15 protein-coding genes are annotated in these 20780 nt (G+C 61.0%); 12 read left to right on the plus strand and 3 right to left on the minus strand.

Features of this window, described 5'->3' with window-relative positions:
• Positions 1-3: 3 nt before the first annotated feature.
• Positions 4-1236: an acetyl-CoA acetyltransferase gene (locus IE053_RS01305; protein ID WP_189570705.1), complete on the minus strand. Its 1233-nt coding sequence runs from the start codon at positions 1234-1236 to the stop codon at positions 4-6.
• Between the two features lie 183 nt (positions 1237-1419).
• Between IE053_RS01305 and IE053_RS01310 the strand changes: the two genes are divergently transcribed.
• Entirely contained in the window at positions 1420-2901 is a 1482-nt protein-coding gene (locus IE053_RS01310; protein WP_189570706.1) for a carotenoid oxygenase family protein, read from the plus strand.
• Between the two features lie 6 nt (positions 2902-2907).
• On the plus strand, positions 2908-3711 hold the full coding sequence (locus tag IE053_RS01315; RefSeq protein WP_189570708.1) for a DUF1295 domain-containing protein: 804 nt from the start codon (positions 2908-2910) through the stop codon (positions 3709-3711).
• Between the two features lie 45 nt (positions 3712-3756).
• Here IE053_RS01315 and IE053_RS01320 read toward each other — a convergent pair whose 3' ends face one another.
• On the minus strand, positions 3757-4959 hold the full coding sequence (locus IE053_RS01320) for a sensor histidine kinase (protein ID WP_189570710.1): 1203 nt from the start codon (positions 4957-4959) through the stop codon (positions 3757-3759).
• 100 nt (positions 4960-5059) lie between these two features.
• Between IE053_RS01320 and IE053_RS01325 the strand changes: the two genes are divergently transcribed.
• The 8 genes from IE053_RS01325 (at position 5060) to IE053_RS01360 (ending at position 17507) form a co-directional block, all read left to right on the plus strand.
• On the plus strand, positions 5060-5803 hold the full coding sequence (locus IE053_RS01325; RefSeq protein WP_189570712.1) for a LytR/AlgR family response regulator transcription factor: 744 nt from the start codon (positions 5060-5062) through the stop codon (positions 5801-5803).
• A gap of 185 nt (positions 5804-5988) precedes the next feature.
• Positions 5989-8238, plus strand: a complete 2250-nt coding sequence (gene bglX, locus IE053_RS01330) for a beta-glucosidase BglX (RefSeq protein ID WP_189570714.1) — start codon at positions 5989-5991, stop codon at positions 8236-8238.
• Positions 8239-8414: 176 nt separating this feature from the next.
• On the plus strand, positions 8415-9446 hold the full coding sequence (locus IE053_RS01335) for a glycoside hydrolase family 16 protein (RefSeq protein ID WP_189570716.1): 1032 nt from the start codon (positions 8415-8417) through the stop codon (positions 9444-9446).
• 56 nt (positions 9447-9502) lie between these two features.
• Entirely contained in the window at positions 9503-12529 is a 3027-nt protein-coding gene (locus IE053_RS01340) for a TonB-dependent receptor (protein WP_229786009.1), read from the plus strand.
• A gap of 152 nt (positions 12530-12681) precedes the next feature.
• Positions 12682-14238, plus strand: a complete 1557-nt coding sequence (locus IE053_RS01345; protein WP_189570718.1) for a tryptophan halogenase family protein — start codon at positions 12682-12684, stop codon at positions 14236-14238.
• 11 nt (positions 14239-14249) lie between these two features.
• Positions 14250-14972, plus strand: a complete 723-nt coding sequence (locus tag IE053_RS01350) for a SapC family protein (protein ID WP_189570720.1) — start codon at positions 14250-14252, stop codon at positions 14970-14972.
• Positions 14972-16015, plus strand: a complete 1044-nt coding sequence (locus tag IE053_RS01355) for a cupin-like domain-containing protein (protein ID WP_189570722.1) — start codon at positions 14972-14974, stop codon at positions 16013-16015. Before IE053_RS01350 ends, IE053_RS01355 begins: the two co-directional genes overlap by 1 nt.
• A 4-nt stretch (positions 16016-16019) precedes the next feature.
• A complete protein-coding gene (locus tag IE053_RS01360; protein WP_189570724.1) occupies positions 16020-17507 on the plus strand; it encodes a tryptophan halogenase family protein in 1488 nt (495 codons plus the stop codon).
• A 230-nt stretch (positions 17508-17737) separates the two neighbouring features.
• Here the strand turns inward: IE053_RS01360 and IE053_RS01365 are convergent, their stop codons facing one another.
• Positions 17738-18325, minus strand: a complete 588-nt coding sequence (locus IE053_RS01365; RefSeq protein WP_189570726.1) for a TetR/AcrR family transcriptional regulator — start codon at positions 18323-18325, stop codon at positions 17738-17740.
• Between the two features lie 88 nt (positions 18326-18413).
• On the opposite strand from IE053_RS01365, the gene IE053_RS01370 reads away from it, so the two are divergent.
• Together IE053_RS01370 and IE053_RS01375 are read left to right on the plus strand one after the other, a co-directional pair.
• The gene (locus tag IE053_RS01370; RefSeq protein ID WP_189570728.1) at positions 18414-19613 is read left to right on the plus strand and encodes a parallel beta-helix domain-containing protein; all 1200 of its coding nucleotides are present in this window, start codon (positions 18414-18416) and stop codon (positions 19611-19613) included.
• A 5-nt stretch (positions 19614-19618) separates the two neighbouring features.
• Positions 19619-20719, plus strand: a complete 1101-nt coding sequence (locus IE053_RS01375) for an SO2930 family diheme c-type cytochrome (RefSeq protein WP_189570729.1) — start codon at positions 19619-19621, stop codon at positions 20717-20719.
• The last annotated feature ends 61 nt before the right edge of the window (positions 20720-20780 follow it).

Consider the following 20780-nt stretch of genomic DNA (forward strand, 5'->3'; position numbering starts at 1 on the left):
GACCTATCCAGCAGCAACGATGAAGCAGCAGTTTGTCGTTCCCGATCCGCCGACGTTGTAAGTCGCTGCGCGCCGGGCGCCTTCGACCTGATAGTCGCCAGCCTGACCGCTGACTTGTCTCGAAGCGTCGAGGACCATCCGCACACCGGTTGCACCGACCGGGTGGCCAAGGCCTATGAGGCCGCCTGACGGGTTCACAGGCAGGCTGCCTCCGAACGCAATCCTGCCATCCTCGACGGCCTTCCAGCCCTCGCCGGGTAAGGTCAGGCCGAAATGCTCGATCGCCATATATTCAGTGATGGTGAAGCAGTCATGGGTCTCGATGAGATCAAGATCGTCTGGTCCCTGAAGGCCAGCGCGGTCATAGGCATCGGTGATGGCCTTGCGGACCCATGGGAAGACGTAAGGGCTCCCAGCGCTATCCTTGAGCTTCTGCTCCAGCATCATAGGCGCAGTGGTATGACCCCAGCCGTCGATCCGCGGCAGATTCTCAAGAGACAATCCGTGCTGGTCGCAATAAGCTTTGGCGCGCTCTGGTGAAGCGAGAAAAAGAACGGCAGCGCCGTCGGTGACTTGCGCGCAGTCCTGCCTGCGCATCCAGCCCTCGATGACGGGGTTCGCCTCGTCATCGGCGGTGAAGCTTTGCGACGTGAAGCCCCAGCCCCTTGTCTGGGCGAGAGGATTTCTCTTGGCGTTTGCGAAGTTGATCTCGGCGATGCCCATCAGGTGACGATAGTCGAGCCCGTATCGCCGATCATATTCCTCCGCGAGGTCCGAGAACATCGCTGGCCAGACATAGGTCGCGCCCTGCGCTTCCTTCCCGCGCCAAGCCGCAGCGCCCAGATGGTCCGCAGCCAGATGGCCTGCCACATTGCGCATCAGTTCGATGCCGACGACACAGGCAAGATCATACCGGCCGCTCTCGATATCGGCCATCGCGGCCATGAGGGCGAGGGATCCCGATGCGCAGGCGCCTTCGTGCCGCGAGGCAGGCATCCCGGCAAAACCCGGATCAGCGTGGGCAAAGAAACCACCGAGCATCCCCTGTCCGGTGAAAAGTTCGGCGACGAAGTTGCCCACATGGCCCACCTCGACCTCGTCAGCGTCGATCCGGGTGCCGTCGAGCGCATCCAGCAGGCAGGATTGGAAAAGGTCAAACAGCTCGGAGCCTTCGCGCGTCCAGTTGCGTGCAAAATCGGTTTGCGCACCGCCAAGAATATAGACCGGTCCAGCCATTATAGCGCTTCCTCCGCATGGATGGGGACGCGTCCTCACCCTTGCTTGCGAGGGTAGGCCCGGCATCACCACCAACACAAGCTATGCCTGATGGGCTGACTTAATTCTTGCTGCTTTCTACCCCGCTCCATAGGCTTCGGTCGAGGAAAGAGCGCCGCGAAAGGCACCGCCCGGGAGGACAGGATGAGCATCAACATCGTCAACCGCTTCCAGTCGGGGATCCGGCCGTCTGCACACCCTTACCTCAACGGTGCATGGACGCCGTGTACGGAGGAGGTTGACGCGGACGAGCTTGAGGTGATCGGGGAAATCCCGAAGGACCTCAGCGGTGTCTATATTCGCAACACCGAGAATCCGCTTCACGAGGCCATCGGCGTCTATCATCCCTTCGATGGCGACGGAATGCTGCACATGATGTCGTTCGAGGGCGGAAGGGCAAGCTATCGCAACCGCTTCGTGCGAACGGAAGGTTTCCGCGCCGAGCAGGAAGCAGGCCGCGCCCTCTGGACGGGGATTGCCGGGAATCCAAGCAAGTCCGAACGTGAAGGGTGGGGTGCGCGTGGCCGGATGAAGGATTCATCGTCCACGGATGTCGTGGTCTTCGGCGGGGAGGCCCTGTCGACCTTTTACATGTGCGGGGAAGGCTATCGCCTCGATCCGTATACGCTTGAGGATCATGGGCGCGCGGCCTGGGTGCCGCCGGAGGGCATTTCGGCCCACCCGAAAGTCGATCCGAGGACTGGCGAGCTCCTGTTTTTCAACTACGGCAAGAAAGCTCCCTACATGCATTATGGTGTGGTGGGGCCTGACCGGAAGCTCAGGCACATGACGCCGATCCCCCTGCCGGGACCACGCCTGCCACACGATATGGCGTTTACGGAGAATTATTCCATCCTGATCGACCTGCCGCTGTTCTGGAAGGAAGAGCTTCTCGAGGCGGGCATCCACTCGGCGGCCTATCACGAGGACCTGCCGACGCGTTTCGCTGTCGTTCCGCGCTACGGATCAGAGAACGAGATCCGCCGGTTCGAAGCGGCTCCGACCTACGTCCTGCACTGGACGAATGCTTGGGAGGAGGGGAACGAGATCGTCATAGACGGCTATTTTCAGGAGGACCCAGACCCCGCGCCGATCCGGATGCCGGGCATCGACCCGCGCTTCGGAAAGCTGCTCGCGAACATCGACTACCACTCCTTCAAGCCGAAGCTTCATCGCTGGCGCCTCAATCTCGATACCGGAGGCGTCCGGGAGGAGAGGCTGCACGACGAACTGGTCGAGTTCGGAACGATCAACCAGCATTATGCCTGCCGGCCCAACCGTTACGTATACAGCGCAACCGCCGTGCCGGGCATGTTCCTTTTTGCGGGCTTGAAGAAGCACGACCTCGAAACCGGAGAGACCACGTCGCTGTCTTTCGGTGAAGGCAGGGTCGGCAGCGAGGCACCCTTCGCACCGCGTGTCGGTGGTGAACGGGAGGACGATGGCTATATCGTGTCTTTCGTGACCGACACGAATGAGGATCGCTCCGAGTGCATCATCGTTGACGCCCGCGATATTGCGGCGGGTCCCGTGGCGCGGGTCATTCTCCCTCACAGGATTTCCAGCGGGACCCATGTCGTCTGGGCATCACATGACGAGATCCGCCAGCAACGAGCGATGGCCTGAGGTCCCATGAGCGGCATCATTCTCTCCAACCTCGCCATCATGCTCGGGATCTTCACAGTCGTCTGGGTACTGAGCATTGCAATCCGGAATGCCAGCATTGTCGATATCCTCTGGGGACCGGCCTGCGCCCTTCCGGCATTCCTCACTTGGGTGCGGACCGACGGCTATGAGCCAAGAGCGCTCATCCTGACCTTTCTTGTGGCGCTATGGGGACTGCGCCTCGGCTTCTATCTTGCCCGGCGGAACATCGGTCACGGGGAGGACTACCGCTATGTGGCCATGCGGAAGAAGGCAGGCGGCGACGGACCGTTCAGAATGATCAGTCTCGTGAGGGTGTTCTGGTTGCAGTGCCTGATCTCCTTCTTCGTCTCCCTGCCCACACAGGTTGGCCAGTTCGGGGTATCGCCGTTCCTGCTTTGGGGAAGCGAGCCGCTCGGCGTCCTTGCATGGCTCGGCATCGCGGTGTTCGCCGTCGGGTTCCTGTTCGAGACAGTGGGCGATGCGCAGCTCCGCGCCTTCAAGTCGAAGCCTGAAAACAAGGGCCGATTGATGACCGAAGGGCTTTGGGCATGGACGCGGCATCCGAACTATTTCGGCGACGCAGCGGTCTGGACCGGCCTGACGCTGATAGCCCTCGAGAGCCAATGGGGCTTCGTGACGGTACTGAGCCCGGCACTGATGATTTTCTTCCTTTACGCGGTGTCCGGGAAGGCGCTGCTCGAGCGCGCGATGGTTCGGAAGTATCCTGAGTACGAGAGCTACAAGAAGCGAACGAGCGGCTTCTTCCCGAGGCCTCCCAAAAGGCTGTAAGCCTTCCCGCGGTGACTCCGGAACTGCCGGGAGCTCACCGTGGGCTCAAGCGGTGGGCGCGGGTTCCCTCCGTTTCGTTCCGGCGACGGGGCTCAGGGGCCGACCATCAATCCCGATGGCGGGCACCGAAATCTGCACCTCAAGCCCTCTCGGCTCGAGCGGTACAAGCTCCAACCGGAAATCGTCTTGGAAGGCCGACCGCAGTCTCTGTTCGACATTGCGCAGGCCGATTCCCGTGGAAGAGGGCGCGTTGCGTTCTTGCCGTCTTTCTTCGTCGCTGCCGCTGTCGCGAACCCGGATTTCAAGCCGTCCCTCGTCGAGCCATGCGGCAAGCGTGAGGGTGGAAGGGCTTAGGCTCCGGCCGACCGCATATTTCATCGCATTCTCGAAAAGCGGCTGGAGGAGGAAGCTCGGCACCGTGGCCTTGATGGCTTCGGGTTGGACGTCGAATTCGGTCTGCAGCCGGTCGCGGAATCGGATTTTCTCTATGCTGAGATAAAGGCCGAGGAGATCGATTTCCTGGTCGAGGGTGTGTTCGAGTTCGTCGTCGTGTTCGAGGGTGGCGCGCAGGAACTCGGCAATTCGGGCCAGCATCGATGTTGCGCCCTCGGCTTCGCCCTTGCGGACCAGCCCGCTCACCGAGTTCAGGGCGTTGAAGAGGAAGTGCGGGTTGAGCTGGTACTTCAGCATTCGGAGCCGGGCCTCCTGGTAGAGGCTCTCAGCGGTGAGGCGTTTGACGCTTTCCTCGTGGGCGCGTGCCGTGGCCTGCAGCGCGGCACGTTCTACCGCCGCGATCCGGTCTTTCTGCTCGAGGGACTGCCGGTAATACTTCGCGGCATGGTAACAGAAGACCCAGCTGCCGAAGACAATGACCGAGGCGAAGAGCCAACCGCCATAGTCGACCGGGCTGACCCATTCGCCTGTGAGCCATCCGAAAGTCAGGAGACGGAGGGCTGTCCAGATGACAGAGGCTGCGATCACTGCAGCGGTCACGATGGCGATCCGTACGAAGATCGGAGCGTTCCAGGCCCACCTCGAAACATAGCGGAGAGGGTGGCTGACGATGAGGCCGAGCACCGATTGCACCAGGGTGTGGAGCGCGTAATCCCATTGGCCGGGGTTGTACCAGAGCGTCAGACTGAGATAGCTCAACATCGTCAGGGCCAGCCAGCCTGCGATTTGTAGCGTCCAGTAACGCCTGTTGTCGGAGGACAGCCACATTTGCGTTCGCTGCTCGATGCTGGTCATATGCCCCTTCAACTCCACGTCTGTAAGCGACGTGCCGACATGGTAAGACCCCTCCACAGCGGATGGCAAATCTGCGCAACCAATTGTTCTTGGGCTGAGCATGACACTTCGTACCGTTGTCTGCGATGACGAGCCGCCAGCACTCGAGCTGCTATGCGATCTTCTTCGCGCAACGGGCGACGTCGAGATTGATGAGGCTTGCCAGTCGGTTGATGCGGCGATCGAGCGGATCAACCGCGGCGGCATCGATCTGGCCGTCTTCGATATCGAAATGCCGGGCAGCAGCGGGGTCGAGGCATGGTCGCAGATCTCGGTCGAGCCGAAACCGCTGCTCGTCTTCGCCACGGCCCATCCGGAATACGCGCTCGAGGCTTTCGACATCGACGCGATCGACTATCTTGTGAAGCCGCTGGAGCAAGACCGCGTGAACAAGGCGGTGGAAAAAGCACAGCGCATGCACCGGCTCATTGCTTCGGTCCAGCCGGAGGTGCCAGCGGAGTCCTCGGCCCTCGAACAGGGCGAAACCATCAAGGTCCGCGATGGCGGAAGGGTTCATTTTATCCCTTATGAAGAGGTGACTTGGATCGAGGCCGCTGGCGATTACTCGCTTGTCCACACCGCGGACAAGGAGTTTGCGATGCGAACGACCATCTCCGCGCTCGAGAAGCAGTTGCCCGATGATCGTTTCGTGCGGATCCATCGCTCGACGATCATCGCGCGGGGCCATGTCCGTGAAGCCCGGCTGCTGGCCAAAGGGGAGGCGATGATCACCCTCGACACTGGAATCAAGGTCCGGGCGAGCCGCAGCTACCGCAAGGTGATCCGCGAGCTGACTGGCGGCTGACTTCGTTGCGCTGCAACATCCCGTTCGTCGCGTGAGCAGGGCGCTTCACCGCAATATGCGCAGACGGTAGTTGAAACGGTGGTGCCGTTCGCAACAATACGAGTGCTTGCGAGCCGGCCGGCTCGCCATGATGGCGGCTGGGTCGAGGGCGGCAGTTTGAGAACGACAAAGTTCGAGGAAGCCTCATGAAAGCTATTCTCGCCGCAGGGACGGCACTTCTTTCCAGCAGCCTGCTTGCCGGAGCCTTGGCCCAGGATACCGCAGCCGAGAAGGCAGAGGCTTTGCTCCAGCAGATGACCCTCGAAGAGAAAGTCGGCCAGCTGACCCAGTACAGCGAGGCCTGGGACGTCACGGGCCCTGCGCCGACCGGCGATGTCGCGCGCGAGAAGTTCGAGCACGTCGAGACCGGCATGGTCGGGTCCATGCTGAATGTCATCGGTGCGGAGCGTGTACGGAAGATCCAGGACTATGCTGTCGAGAATTCGCGGCTCGGTATCCCGATGATCTTCGCCTACGATGTTATCCACGGTCACAAGACGGCTTTCCCGATTCCCCTCGCAGAAGCTGCGAGCTGGGACCTCGAGATGATCGAGCTCAGCGCGCGCATCGCCGCGCGTGAAGCGGCAGCGCAGGGCCTCAATTGGACCTTTGCCCCGATGGTCGACATCTCACGCGATCCGCGCTGGGGCCGGGTCATGGAGGGGGCTGGCGAAGACCCCTATCTCGGCTCTAAAATCGCGGTTGCAAGGGTTCGCGGCTTCCAGGGCGAGGATCTCTCCGACCCGCTGACGATTGCAGCCACGGCCAAGCACTTCGCGGCCTACGGCTTCGCAGAGGCAGGCAAGGACTACAATGCTGCCGATATCGGCACGGTGACACTCTGGAACGTCGTCTTCCCGCCGTTCAAGGCCGCTATCGATGACGCTAATGTCCGTACAGTGATGAATGCCTTCAACACTTTGAACGGCATTCCGGCGACGGCTGACGAATGGCTCCAACGCGATGTTTTGAAAGGCAAATGGGATTTTGACGGCTTCGTTATTTCGGACTGGGGTTCGGCCGTGGAAATGATCGACCACGGCGTTGCCGCAGACCGCGAAGACGCTGCATTCCTCGCCATGAAGGCCGGATCGGACATGGACATGGAGTCGTATGTCTACCGCGATCATCTCAAAGATCTCGTCGAGGCGGGAAAGATCGACGAGGAGCTGGTTGATGATGCTGTCCGCCGTGTCCTGACGGTCAAATACGAGCTCGGTCTTTTCGATGACCCTTATCGTTATATCGACGAGGGTCGCGAGGCTAGCCTTCTGTTCACGGACGAACATCGTGAAGCTTCTCTGAAGATGGCCGAGCGCTCGGTGGTCCTTCTCAAGAATGAGGGGTCCTTGCTCCCCCTGAAGGAAGGCGAATCGATCGCCCTGATCGGCGCTCTGGCAGCGGACAAGGACAGCCCCCTCGGCAACTGGCGTGGTCAGGCCGAGAAGGGCTCCGCAGTCTCGCTCATGGAAGGGTTTGAAGCTGCCGGTATCGATTTCACCTATGCCGAGGGTGCGGCCGTCGAAACCGGCGATGCCGGCTTCGCGACCGAGGTCGAGGTCAATCTCGACGACCGCTCCGGGTTCGCCGAAGCGGTGGAGGCTGCTCAGTCTGCGGACAAGGTTGTCATCGTCCTCGGCGAGGACGCGCTCCAGTCCGGCGAAGGGCGGAGCAGGGCCGATCTCGGATTTCCGGGCGTACAGCAGGAGCTGCTGGAGGCCGTTCACGCGGCCAACCCGAACACGATCCTCGTCGTGATGAGCGGGCGCCCGCTTATCCTCACCTGGGCGGACGAAAATGTTCCGGCGATCGTGCAGGCGTGGCATCTCGGCCACGAGGGTGGGCACGCTCTGACCAACGTCCTGACCGGCGCCTACAACCCGAGCGGCAAGCTTCCCATGACCTTCCCGCGATCGGTCGGGCAGATCCCGATCTACTACAACCACCTCAACACCGGGCGCCCCGGACCCAGGGACGTCGTGTTCTGGCAGCACTACATCGACGAGAGCAACGACCCGCTCTATCCGTTCGGCCATGGCCTCAGCTACACCGAGTTCGACTATTCGCGTCTTCGCGTGCGAAACCGTGGCGATCAGGTCGAAGTGTCCGTTCGGGTGCGAAACACCGGGGACGTCGAGGGAGAAGAAGTCGTCCAGCTCTACATCCGGGATCGCGTCGCCAGCATTGCCCGGCCTGTGAGAGAGCTCAAAGGCTTCGAGAAAGTCAGCCTGAAGCCGGGCGAGGCGCGCCGTGTCAGCTTCACCCTGACCGACGAGGAGCTCGGCTTCTACGGTCCGCGCGGTGATTACCGGGTCGAGCCAGGCGCGTTCGATGTGTTTGTCGGTGGGTCGTCCGAAGCGGACCTGACGGCGACTTTCGAGCTTTCTCGCGACTGAATCGCAGAAACAACCAAATGGGAGGTGTGCGGCGCAGCAATTGCTCCAAATCGTCGCACAACCGTCCCGTTCACCGCTGCACGCGACCCGTTCGTCGCAAACCGATTGAGCGAATAAGGCGACCCCATCACCCTGTTCCTAACGCCAATGCAAGATTGGCGATCGTTAGGGTGGACATGCAGAAGCACGTGAAGATCACGGCTGCCAGGGGTATCGTCGGAGGGGTTCTCATCTCCGCGGGGCTTGTCGGTTGCACGGCGTCCGGCGGCGTTGCGGAGAGCAGCAGCGCCCGCTGGGAAGTGGTTTGGTCCGACGAATTTTCCGGCAACGCGCTCGATCGGTCCAAGTGGCTCCCTGAAGAAAGCTGCTGGGGCGGCGGTAACAATGAGCGCCAATGCTACACGGACCGGCCGGTCAACGTGTCCGTTGCGGATGGCAAGCTCAAGTTGACGGCGATCCCCGAGGAGTTCACCGGCCCGATGTATCCGGAGGGCCTGGGTATGGATGGTCCCGAAACGGGGACGCAGGCCTACACGTCGGGGAAGGTTCGCACCCGCGGTCTTCACGCTTGGAAATACGGCCGTTTTTCCGCCCGGATGAAGCTTCCCAAAGGGCAGGGTACCTGGCCCGCCTTCTGGATGATGCCCGAGGCCGACCATTACGGCACTTGGCCGCTGTCGGGCGAAATCGACATCATGGAGGCGACCAACCTCGGAACGCCCTGCGACGAATGTCAGGGCGGGTTCGAGAGTCGCACCTCCGCAGCGCTTCATTTCGGCGACCACGCGCCGGACAACACCTACCTGTTTCACAAGACTGAAGCTCGCCCGGTCGATGGTCCTGGCGACGGATGGCATACCTATACGGTCGAGTGGGCCGATGGGGTCATCCAATGGTTCGTGGACGATGAGATCCTCATGCGCGTGCACGAGGACCAGTGGTTCACGGGGTCGAACGAGGCGCGCGAGGGCAGCGCCGCGCCCTTCGACCAACCTTTCTACATGATGATCAATCTAGCCGTGGGCGGAAGGCTCGCTGAAGAAAGCAACGGCCGCGGCTTTGATCCACAAGCTTTCCCGGCGGAAGTGCTGGTCGACTGGGTCCGGGTCGAACAGTGCGTCGGGGATGAGGAGACGGGCCGGGCCTGTCTCTCCGATCAGGCCTGGAACGGCCAACCACGCGGGCCCTGGGAACCAGAAAAACAGTAGGGCTCGAAGGCGAAATCGCGCCGTACACGTCGTCAAAGCTTCAGGGAGGGTACTCAATGCAAGATGACAAGAAACTGAAGGGGCTGAAAATGTCCCTCGCGCTGCTCGGGAGCGTCTCCGCGCTTTCGATCGCGCAACATGCCTCGGCGCAAATCGCCGTCGATACATCGGATGAATTCACTGAGGATGATGTCATCATCGTCCGCGGTATCCGCAGCTCGTTGGAAGCGTCCTCTGATGTGAAGCGGAACGAGCAGGGCGTCGTCGATGCTCTGACCGCGGAAGACATGGGCAAGTTCCCCGACACCAACCTCGCTGAATCGCTTCAGCGTATCACCGGTGTGGCAATTGACCGTTCGAACGGTGAAGGATCGCGCGTCACGGTTCGCGGCTTCGGTCCGGACTTCAACCTCGTCCTCCTCAATGGCCGCCAGATGCCGACTGCCTTCCTCGAAGGCGGTGCGCCCGCATCGCGGAGCTTCGATTTCGGTAACCTCGCATCCGAGGGCATTGCTGGCGTCCGCGTCTACAAGACGGGTCGCGCAGCGCTTCCGACCGGTGGTATCGGCTCTACGCTGAACATCCTGACCGCGCGTCCGCTCGACGCTCCGGGTATGCGTGCTTCGTTTGGTGCGAAGGCGGTTATCGATGACTCGGTCACCACGCTCGGTGACGGTACGAGCATCACCCCCGAATTCTCGGGCTTTTATTCGAACACCTTCGCCGACGACACGTTCGGCGTGACGCTGGTTGGCTCCTACCAGGACCGCGAGTCCGGTGTTGCACAGTTCGGGACCACCAGCGGCTGGCGCGGCGCCTATCTCGGCTCCGAAAACAACTGGGGCACGCTGCCGCAACCGCCGGCTGACACCCAGGTCACCAACCGTCCGGGCCCGAACGACATCTATTCGGTCCCGCAGAACGGCAACTACTCGCTCACCAACATCAATCGTGAGCGGATCAACGGTCAGCTGGCGCTGCAGTGGGAGCCGGTCGAAACCGTCCGCGCGACGCTCGACTACTTCTACTCGCAGAACAAGGTCGACACCGAGCGCTCGGATCTTTCGGTCTGGTTCAACCACGGCAATACGACCAGCGCATGGGGCGATGGCCCGATTGCCGACATTCTCTTCTACAACGAGAACTTTGCTCCGGGTACGACCGACCTCTCGATGGGTGCGGCGAAGTTCGCTACGGTCGCAGAGAACAACTCGCTGGGCGGCAATATCGTCTGGGAAGCCACCGACAACCTGACCCTGACCCTCGACGCCCATTCGTCGAGCGCCGAGTCGGGTAATGATAGCCCCTACGGTACCGCTGGCGTCGTCTCGACGGCAGACTTCTCGCTCGACTTCCAGGGCCTGGATTTCCGGACAGAGCTTCCGAGCCTCTCGCTCGGCTGGGTTGATCCGATCAACGACATCGACCCGAGCCGCATGGTCGGTACCGGCTCGACGTTCCAGGACAGCTTCATCCGTACCGAGATCGACCAGATCCAGCTCATCGCGACCTATGAGTTCGACAATTCGATCGTGAACAGCATCGATTTCGGTGTGTCGTCGACGACCAACAACTATCGTTCGACCTTCTCGAACAACCAGCGTGACAGCTGGGGTGGTGTCGGTACGCCTGCGGACTACCCGGACACGATCTGGCGGCGTCTCGACCTGGCTTCGAACTTCGATCAGTTCGATGGCTCGTCGCAGACCTTCCAGGACTTCCTCGTCATCGATTTCGATGCGCTGATTGCAGTCATGGACACCGATTTCGGTGGCTTTACCGCGGTCTGTGGTGGTGACGGCATCTGTACGGCCGACTCGGTTGCCGTTGATCGTCGCTCGGAAGAAGAGAGCCTTGCTGCATTCTTCGAGTTCGACACGGACTTCGAGATCGGAAGCATGCCTGCTTCGCTCATCGGTGGTGTCCGTTACGAGAAAACCGACGTTACCTCGCGCGCGCTCGTTCCGATCCCCACCGGTTCGCAGTGGGTTGCCGCAAACGAGTTCGGTCTGCTCGGCCTGAACGACCCGAACAACCGCGACTTCACCGAACTTCAGGGTGAGTACGAGTTCTGGTTGCCGGCCATCGACTTCGAAATCGAGCCGTTCGAGAACTTCGTGTTCCGTGCTTCCTACAGCCACACCATGACCCGTCCGTCCTATGCGGATATTCAGGGTGGCCAGACCGTGGACCAGCTGTTCCGTGTGGACGGCGGCACCGGTTCAGCGGGTAACCCGGACCTCGATCCGTTCCTTTCGAAGAACATCGATTTCTCGGCTGAGTACTACTACGCTGAAGGCAGCTATGTTTCGGCGGGCTACTTCACCAAGGAGGTCGAGAACTTCATCGGTATCGACACCACCTTCGGTGTGCAGCCGTTCCCGAACATCTACACCCCGGTTGGTGGCCAGCGCTACAACGACGCTGTCGCCGCTCTCGGCACGACGGACGCCGAGGCCATCCGTCAGTGGATCTTCGCGAACGCCGATCCGTCGACCTTCGAGATCACCGGCGGCGTGCCGGGAGCCTATACCGGTAACATCTTCGCTGTTCCGGGCGAGGATCCCGTCCTTGAGTTCCGGATCACCCAACCGGTCAATGATGACGAGACCAAGTCGGTCGATGGTTGGGAATTCGCCTGGCAGCACCTGCTCGGCGAGACCGGCTTCGGCTGGATCCTGAACTACACGATCGTCGATGGCGATGTTGAATTCGACAACCTCTCGGTTCCGTCGAGTGGCGATGTCCAAACCCCGCTTCTGGGTCTGTCGGACAGCTACAACATCATTGGCTTCTACGACAAAGAAGGCCTCCAGGTCCGTGTCGCGTACAACTATCGCGACCAGTTCCTGGCTTCGGCTATCGGTGTCAGCGGTCAGCCGAACAACCCGCTGTATCGCGAACCGTTCGGTCAGCTCGACTTCTTCGCGTCGTATGACATCAAGGAAGGCGTGACGGCCTTTGTCGAAGGCATCAACGTCACGAACGAGACGAGCCGGACGATCGGCCGTAGCGACGCCTACGTCAATTTCGCGACCCAGACAGGTCCGCGTTACGGCGTTGGCCTGCGTCTCAACTTCTAAACACACTCCCTAGGTGGCGGCTCCCAAATGGCCGCCTCCTAACTTTGCCGGGTCCTCCACCTGCGCGGTGATGCCTCTCTCGAACTCTGCGCGTTCGTGGTATCATCTGAGGAGGGCCCGGCTTTTTTCTTTTCGGGCCGGGGAAGGGTTGCGTGACGGACACGGTTGAACGTGTGGTGATTGTTGGAGGCGGAACGGCCGGCTGGCTCACCGCCGGTATCCTCGCAGCCGATCATTGCGCGCACGAGCCAGACGGGTTGAAGGTCACGCTGATCGAGGCTCCCGGAATTCCCATCCTCGGCGTGGGCGAGGGAACATGGCCGACGATCCGTGACACGCTGCGGCGTATCGGGATCAGCGAAACCGAATTCATCCGGCGCTGCAATGCAAGCTTCAAGCAGGGCTCGCGCTTCGACGGATGGCGCGACGGTTCCTCTTCTGACAGCTACTTCCATCCCTTCGGAGCCCCTCCGAACCCTGACGATTGTGACCCGCTCGCCCTGTGGCGAGCGGCTCCGCAGGGTGAGGCCTTCGCGCGCGCCGTCAATGTGCAGGCTGATCTCTGCCTTGCAGGGAAGGCGCCGAAACAGGCAGGGACGCCCGAATACGCAGCCGTGGCGAACTACGCCTACCACCTCGATGCAGGTGCATTTTCGGAATTGCTGAAAGAGCATTGCACGGACCGTCTGGGGGTCGAGCATATCGAGGCCGAGGTGGTCGGTGTCGATCTCGACGACCATGGCTGGGTCCGGGCAGTGGAGACCAAAGAACGCGGCAGTGTATCTGGCGACCTCTTTATCGATTGCTCGGGAATGCGTTCCCTTCTGGTCGGGCAAGCTCTGGGCGCGGCGCTGACCGATGTCTCGGATATCCTGTTCAATGACCGCGCCCTCGCGCTTCATGTTCCTTACGCAGACGAGAATGCACCGATCCAGTCGCAGACGAACGGCACGGCCTTGCCTGCTGGCTGGGTCTGGGACATCGGCCTTCAGACTCGCCGCGGGGTCGGGCATGTCTTTTCTTCATCGCACAGCACCGAAGACGATGCGCGGGCAGCGTTGCAGCAGTATCTCGACCGCCATGCGCCCGGTGCCGGTGTGTCCAGTGCCGATGCCCGGCTGATAAAATTCCGCTCGGCCTACAGGGAGACGCCCTGGGTCAAGAACTGCGTTGCCGTGGGCATGGCGCAGGGTTTTGTCGAGCCGCTGGAAGCGTCCGCGATCGTCATGGCCGAGCTTTCCGCGGGAATGGTCTCGGACAGCCTTCCGGCGCACCGCGTGCTCATGGAGAGCACGGCAAGAAGGTTCAACGAACGCTTCGCCTACCGCTGGACGCGCATCGTCGATTTCCTGAAGCTTCATTACATTTTCAGTGAGCGGCGCGAGCCCTACTGGCAAGACCATCGCAACCCCGAAAGCTGGACGCCCCGTCTTGTCGAGCTGGTCGAGCGGTGGCGCTTCACGCCTCCCTCCCGTGAGGATTTCGTCCAGATCCAGGAGATATTCCCCGCGGCCAGCTACGCCTATGTCCTTTATGGGATGGGGTTCGAGACCGCACCGTTGCGCACGAGGAGACGGAAGGATGCCCCTGAAATCGCGGCGCGATTCCTGCAGGATATTCACGCAACCAAGCGCAAGTTCCTCCAGGGCCTGCCCACGAACCGGGAACTGCTCAATCACATCATGGCCCACGGATTGTCCCGGGTCTGAGGAAACAACTGATGCCTAATTTTACCCAGCTCAACAACGTCGAACACGCAGATCTCCGAGTCCGTACGGAGCGCGGCACCGAGTTCGGCGATAACGTCATGTCTGCCCCCGTCTTCCCGCACGAGTTCCGCAATCTCCAGGGGCACTATCCCATCGTGTTCATGAAGGAGCCGGAGTCCGGGAAGTTCCGCCCGATTGCGCTCTTCTCCTTTGAGGAAGGCCAGAACCTTTTCCTCACGGAAGACGGATGGGACGCGCGCTACATTCCGCTGTCCATGCGCATGCAGCCTTTCGTCATCGGTCTGAACAATCGGGACGGCGGTGCCCCCAGCCTCGAGGTTCACGTCGATCTCGATCATCCGCGCGTCAAACAGGAAGGTGGCGAACCGGTTTTCCTGGCGCAGGGCGGGCATACGGACTTTCTCAAGGAGAAAACCGAGCTGCTGGGGGAGATCCATTCTGCCGAGCAGGCGCTTCCTCAGTTCATGGCGCTCCTCGACGAGTTCGAGCTCATCGAGCCTTTCACCCTTGATGTAACGCTCAAGGACGGATCGCAGGGCCGACTGGCTGGCCTCTACGTCATTGCCGAGGAGAAGCTTTATAACCTGGGCGACGAAGCGGTTAGCAAGCTTCACAAAGCCAATGCGCTGCTGCCGATCTTCATGGCGGTGGCATCGTTCTCCCAGTTCGGCAGCTTGGTCGAGCGCCGGAACCGGCAGCTGGAAAGTTCCTGATGAGCGTTCTTGCCGGTTTTCCTTCGCGCGGACTGCCGAGCGGCACGCCGGTTGAGGAGATTGGCGCACGCCCCGGTGCTCCGGTTCCTGAAGAACTCATCGACCGCCAGACGCCTGCCATCCTGCGCGGCTTCGTTGAAGACTGGCCTGTTGTGAAAGCGGGACGCGACGGCGCCGATGCGCTGCGGGACTACCTGCTCCGGTTCGAGAACGGGGCGGTGGTGCCTGTCTCCGTTGGTTCATCGGGGCTGAAGGGGCGGCTTTTCTACCGGGAGGACTTCTCCGGTCCGAATGCGGACAGGGGAAACACGAAGATCGGTGAAGCGCTTCGGAGGATCGCGCTGCATGGCCAGGAAACCGATCCGCCGCTGATCTACCTGGCGTCCGCGACCATCGACCAGGTCCTGCCTGGGTTCAGGCGGGAGAATGATGTCGATTTCGCGGGGTACGAACCTCTTGCGAGCATCTGGATTGGTACACGGACGAGAATAGCGGCCCATAACGACCTTCCGCTCAATCTCGCATGCGTTGCTGCGGGCCGTCGTACGTTCACGCTGTTCCCGCCAGACCAACTCCCGAATCTGTATATCGGCCCGATCGAGAATACCCCTGCCGGGCGGCCAATCAGCCTTGTTGATTTTGCCGACCCCGATCTCGAGCGATTTCCGAGATTTGCGGAAGCCATGAAGCACGCTCAGGTCGCCGAACTCGAGCCGGGTGACGCGCTCTTCATTCCTTCGATGTGGTGGCACCATGTCGAGGCGACCGAGGGGTTCAACGTGCTCGTCAATTATTGGTGGCGCACCGTGCCGCGCTTTCTGGGGACACCTCAGGACGTGCTGAATCACGCCATGTTGACGATCCGCGACCTTCCGCAGGCAGAGAAAGACGTCTGGCGCGGGATCTTCGATCACTACGTTTTCGGTAACAGCGACGAGACCGCGGCACACATCCCTGAACACGCCAGAGGTATGCTCGCTCCGATCGATGAAGCATCCGCGCGGCGGATTCGTGCCTTTCTCCTCAATCAACTCAATCGGTGAAGCTATGAGTACCGTCCGCAAACAGAGAGTCGTGATCGCAGGCGGGGGGACCGCAGGCTGGATGGCGGCGGCCGCTATTGGCAAGGCCGTGGGCAAGGTTTCCGATATCACGCTTGTCGAATCCGACGCGATCGGAACAGTCGGCGTGGGGGAGGCTACGATCCCGCCGCTTCTCAACTTCAACCGGCTCTGCGGTATCGAGGAGCCGGAGTTCATGAAGGCGGTTCGCGGCACCTTCAAGCTCGGTATCGCTTTCGAGAACTGGACCGATGTCGGCCACCGCTACATTCACTCCTTCGGCATCACCGGAAAGGATCACTGGACCGCCGGGTTCCAGCATTTCTGGCGTCGCGGCAAGGAAATGGGCATTGCTGACGAGTTTGGGAACTATTGCCTCGAGCTTGTCGCCGCCGAGGAAGAGAAGTTCGCCCATCTTCCGGACCTCGGCCTCAACTACGCATACCATATTGACTCCTCCGCTTACGCAGCGCTGTTGCGCAAACATGCAGAGAGCCACGGCGTCGTCCGGAAGGAAGGCAAGATCCAATCGATCGAGCGGGATGGCGAGAGCGGCGAACTGCGTTCGATCACGCTTGAGGATGGCACTGTCCTGGAGGGTGATCTTTTCATCGACTGCACGGGGTTCCGTGCACTGTTGATTGGCGGTGCCCTTGGGGCCGGTTACCATGACTGGACGCACTGGTTGCCTTGCGACAGGGCAATTGCCGTGCAGACGAAGTCTATCCGAGAGCCTCTTCCGTACACGCGATCAATTGCGCACGAAGCAGGCTGGCGCTGGCAGATTCCACTTCAGCACAGGACAGGCAACGGGACGGTCTTCTGCAGCCGGTTCATGTCCGAGGACGAGGCGCGAGCGAAACTGCTGGAGGACGTCGAGGGAGAAACCCTGACAGAGCCGCGCGTGATCCACTTCCGCACTGGAATGCGTCGCGAGCATTGGAAGAAGAACTGCGTCGCGTTGGGGCTTGCCAGCGGTTTCATCGAGCCGCTGGAATCGACGAGCATCCACCTGATCCAGCGCTCGATCATCCGCCTCCTGCAAATGTGGCCCCACGGCCGGGTCAGTGATGAAGATATCGCGGAATTCAATGCGCAGACTGACTATGAAGTCGAGCATATCCGGGACTTCATCATCCTTCACTACAACCTGACCAACAGGACGGACACCGAATTCTGGCGTCACGTCAGGAGCATGGACATCCCGGAGAACCTCAAGCACCGGATGGACCTGTTCCGCGAGACCGGTCGGGTGTTCAAAGCCAATGACCAGCTCTTCGCCGAGAACTCATGGGTGCAGGTCATGCTGGGGCAGGGCATCATGCCGGAGACCTATCATCCGACGGCTGATGTCATGGACGAGCAGGAAATTACACGATTCCTCGATCATGTGAAAACCAATGTGTCCCGCACCGTGGCGGGGCTTCCCCGGCATAAGGCCTATATCGAGAGCTATTGCCCGGCCGACGTATGACCTGATTCCGGCAGGGATCCTTTTCTGCAACGAAACGGGAGCAACCTGCCTGCTGGAGCGTTTCATCGTCTCCTATTCCTGAGCAACTCGAGCCGGAAGAGGTGTTGCTCATTGGGATCGGCGGACGGGCGTGAAAGCGGTGTGGCCACCGGGCGCGTCGATATCGGTCGGTGTTGATCGAACGAAGATCAGCCCGGCGAAGGACCTGCTTCCGGTTTCCCTTTCTCCGACTAAGGGTCGAGATAGAGCGCGAGGTAGGCTTCCAGCGCTTTCTCGCCTTCTTCGAAAGCTGTCCCCCGCTGGTCCGGAGGCAGGCTTTCGTAGCGGCGTTCGACTGCCTCGACGATGGTGATCACCATCCCGGCGATGTTCGCCGCGGCCTCCTCGTCAAGATTCTCCGCCACCTTGAGGATCCGGTCGCTCAGCACACTGTTGATCGCGCTGCTTTCGTCTTCCAGCCGACCGACATGCCCCATCAGGGCACCATAGGCGGGGTGCTCGTCGTGGGCGTCTTTGACGATCGCGAGGATGCGTCTGAGGTCGTGCCGCCAATTGGAAGGCGTGACAGGGAGGGCTCTGACGGCCTCGACAGTGCGCTCATTGAAGCTTTCGAACAATGAATGAAGCAGGCCTTCGACATTGGCAAAGTAACGATAGACAGAACCGATTGGGATGCCCGCCCGCTCCGCCACCATGCGGGTCGTCACCTCCGACGGTGGAACCTCAGACAGGAGATCCTCGGTCGCGGCCAGGATTTGCTCGCGTTTCTTGGCGGCGCGGGCCTGCTTGATCGGGGGGCGGGTCACACTGTCATTCACTGGACTTCGTTAGCAGCGCTCGGAACCGCAGGCGAGGGTTGCAAATAAAATGAACATTGTTCACCTTATCGATCCCGGAGGATTTCCCATGCGCCTAGCTGCTGTTTCGATTGTCGTCCTGTCCCTTGTCGCTTGTGGACAGGAGGCCACCGCTCCTCCCGAGACGGATGTGAGCTTCCAGGACCAGCTGCAGGCCCAGCTTCTTGATGCGCAGCCCGGTGACGTGATCACCATTCCAGCGGGAACCTATGCGCTCGACCGGGGCCTCAGCCTTGCGCAGGACGGTGTCACCATCCGCGGCGCCGGCATGGACGAAACCGTGCTGAGTTTCAAAGGCCAGCTCGCGGGCGCCGAAGGGCTCCTTGTCACTGGCGACGATTTCGTCATCGAAGACCTCGCTCTCGAAGACGCCAAGGGCGATGCCCTGAAAGTGACGGAGGCGGACGGCGTCACGATCCGGCGGGTGCGGGTGGAGTGGACGGGCGGTCCCAAGACCGAAAACGGGGCCTATGGATTCTATCCGGTGCAGACGACGAATGTCCTGATCGAAGATACGGTGGCAATCGGTGCCTCCGATGCGGGCATCTATGTCGGCCAATCGAAAAACGTCATTGTCAGGAACAATCTCGCAGAAGAGAACGTCGCAGGCATTGAGATCGAGAACACGCAAGATGCGGATGTTTACGGAAACACGGCGCGCGGGAACACGGGCGGCATTCTCGTCTTCAACATGCCGAACCTGTCCCAGGAGGGTGGGCGTGTCAGGGTCTACCAAAACGTCGTGACTGGGAACAACCTTGGCAATTTCGGACATCCGGGGACGCCAGTCGCTTCCATCCCGGCCGGCTCGGGCGTCGTGATCAACAGCCATGATGACGTCGAAGTCTTTGAAAACCAGATCAGCGACAATCGCACTGCGAATGTCATCATTTCATCAGTCTACAGCTCGAACTATGCCGAGGACAGCTGGTCTGAGAGCTTCGATCCTTACCCAGAGCGCATTTATGTCCACTCCAACACACTCTCCGGAGGCGGGAACCGGCCTGACGGCATGGAGCTCAAGGCGGCGAAGCTCGTCCTGTTCGGTCCCAACGGGCGCTTCCCGCATGTCCTGTGGGACGGTTTTGCGCCGGAAGACCGAGATCCAAAGATCTGCATCTCCGACGAGGGGGCGGAAGTCCTGAACGCTGATGTCCCCGGTGGGTCGAAGAATGCGCGGGTGGAGAACGAACCCTTCGATTGCTCGCTTCCGCGGCTTCAACCTGTCCGGCTGGCGCGCGCTGGCTGAAAACCATGCTCCGTCTTCTGATAATTGCCGTCCTCGTCTTCGCAGCGGCGTGTTCGGACCGGCAGGTCACACCGCGCTTCCATGCGTCTCAGAACCCCCAGCTCCTGTCGGAGTGGGGCGCCATCGCCGTCGAGGGAGAGATCCTTGCGCTTGGAAGGGGGGTCACGCCTTATGCCCTCAACACGCCGCTGTTCACCGACTACGCGCACAAGCTCCGCACTGTCTGGACGATGGGCGACGCCTCGCCTTACCAGGAACAGGATGTCTTCGCACTTCCGGTCGGAACCGTCATCACGAAGACCTTTTATTACCCGACATCGGGCGACAGCGTCCTTCAGGCAGAGGACCTCGAAAGCGTCAATGGAGCGAACCCGCTCGATCTGTCCAGACACCGCCTCATTGAAACGAGGCTGCTCGTCCGGCGAGACGATGGCTGGCACCCGCTCTCCTATATCTGGAACGAGGCACAGACGGATGCGGTGCTGAAGCGGACCGGCGCAGTGATCCCCCTGACCCTCGTCGCCGAGGACGGAGGCGAGCGATCATTCGCTTATGTCGTCCCCAACAAAAACCAGTGCGCTGCCTGCCACGCAACGAATGCTACGACGAAGGAAATAAGCCCGATCGGCCCTTCTGCGGGGCAGCTGAACCGATTTTATTGGTATGCTGAAGGCGAAAGAAATCAGCTGCTGGCTTGGGCGGAGCGCGGTCTGATCGAGCGGCCGGTCAGTGTCCCTATCCGTCAGGTTTCCTGGATGGACCCGGAAGCATCGCTCGATGCACGTGCGCGCAGCTATCTCGCGGCCAATTGTGCGCACTGTCACAATCCGAAGGGACCGGCTGATACGTCAGGTCTCGACCTCACCCTTTCTGCGACGCCATTGGCACTGGGTCGTTGCAAGCTCCCGATCGCCGCCGGTTCTGGCACGGGCGGGCACCGCTATGACATCGTGCCGGGCGCACCCCAAGAGTCGATCCTTGTCTATCGCACCGCTTCCAGCGATCCGGGTGCCATGATGCCAGAACTGGGGCGCAGCCTTGTGCATGACGAGGGGGTTGCGCTCCTCTCCGAGTGGATCAGCGCGATGGAAGGGAGCTGTTCCTGATATAAACCCCCGGACCGCAAGGCCCGGGGGTTGCCAAGGGAGGCTCTCGATGAGGGAAAGC

The sequence above is a fragment of the Parvularcula lutaonensis genome (assembly GCF_014651915.1).
Taxonomy (GTDB): domain Bacteria; phylum Pseudomonadota; class Alphaproteobacteria; order Caulobacterales; family Parvularculaceae; genus Parvularcula; species Parvularcula lutaonensis.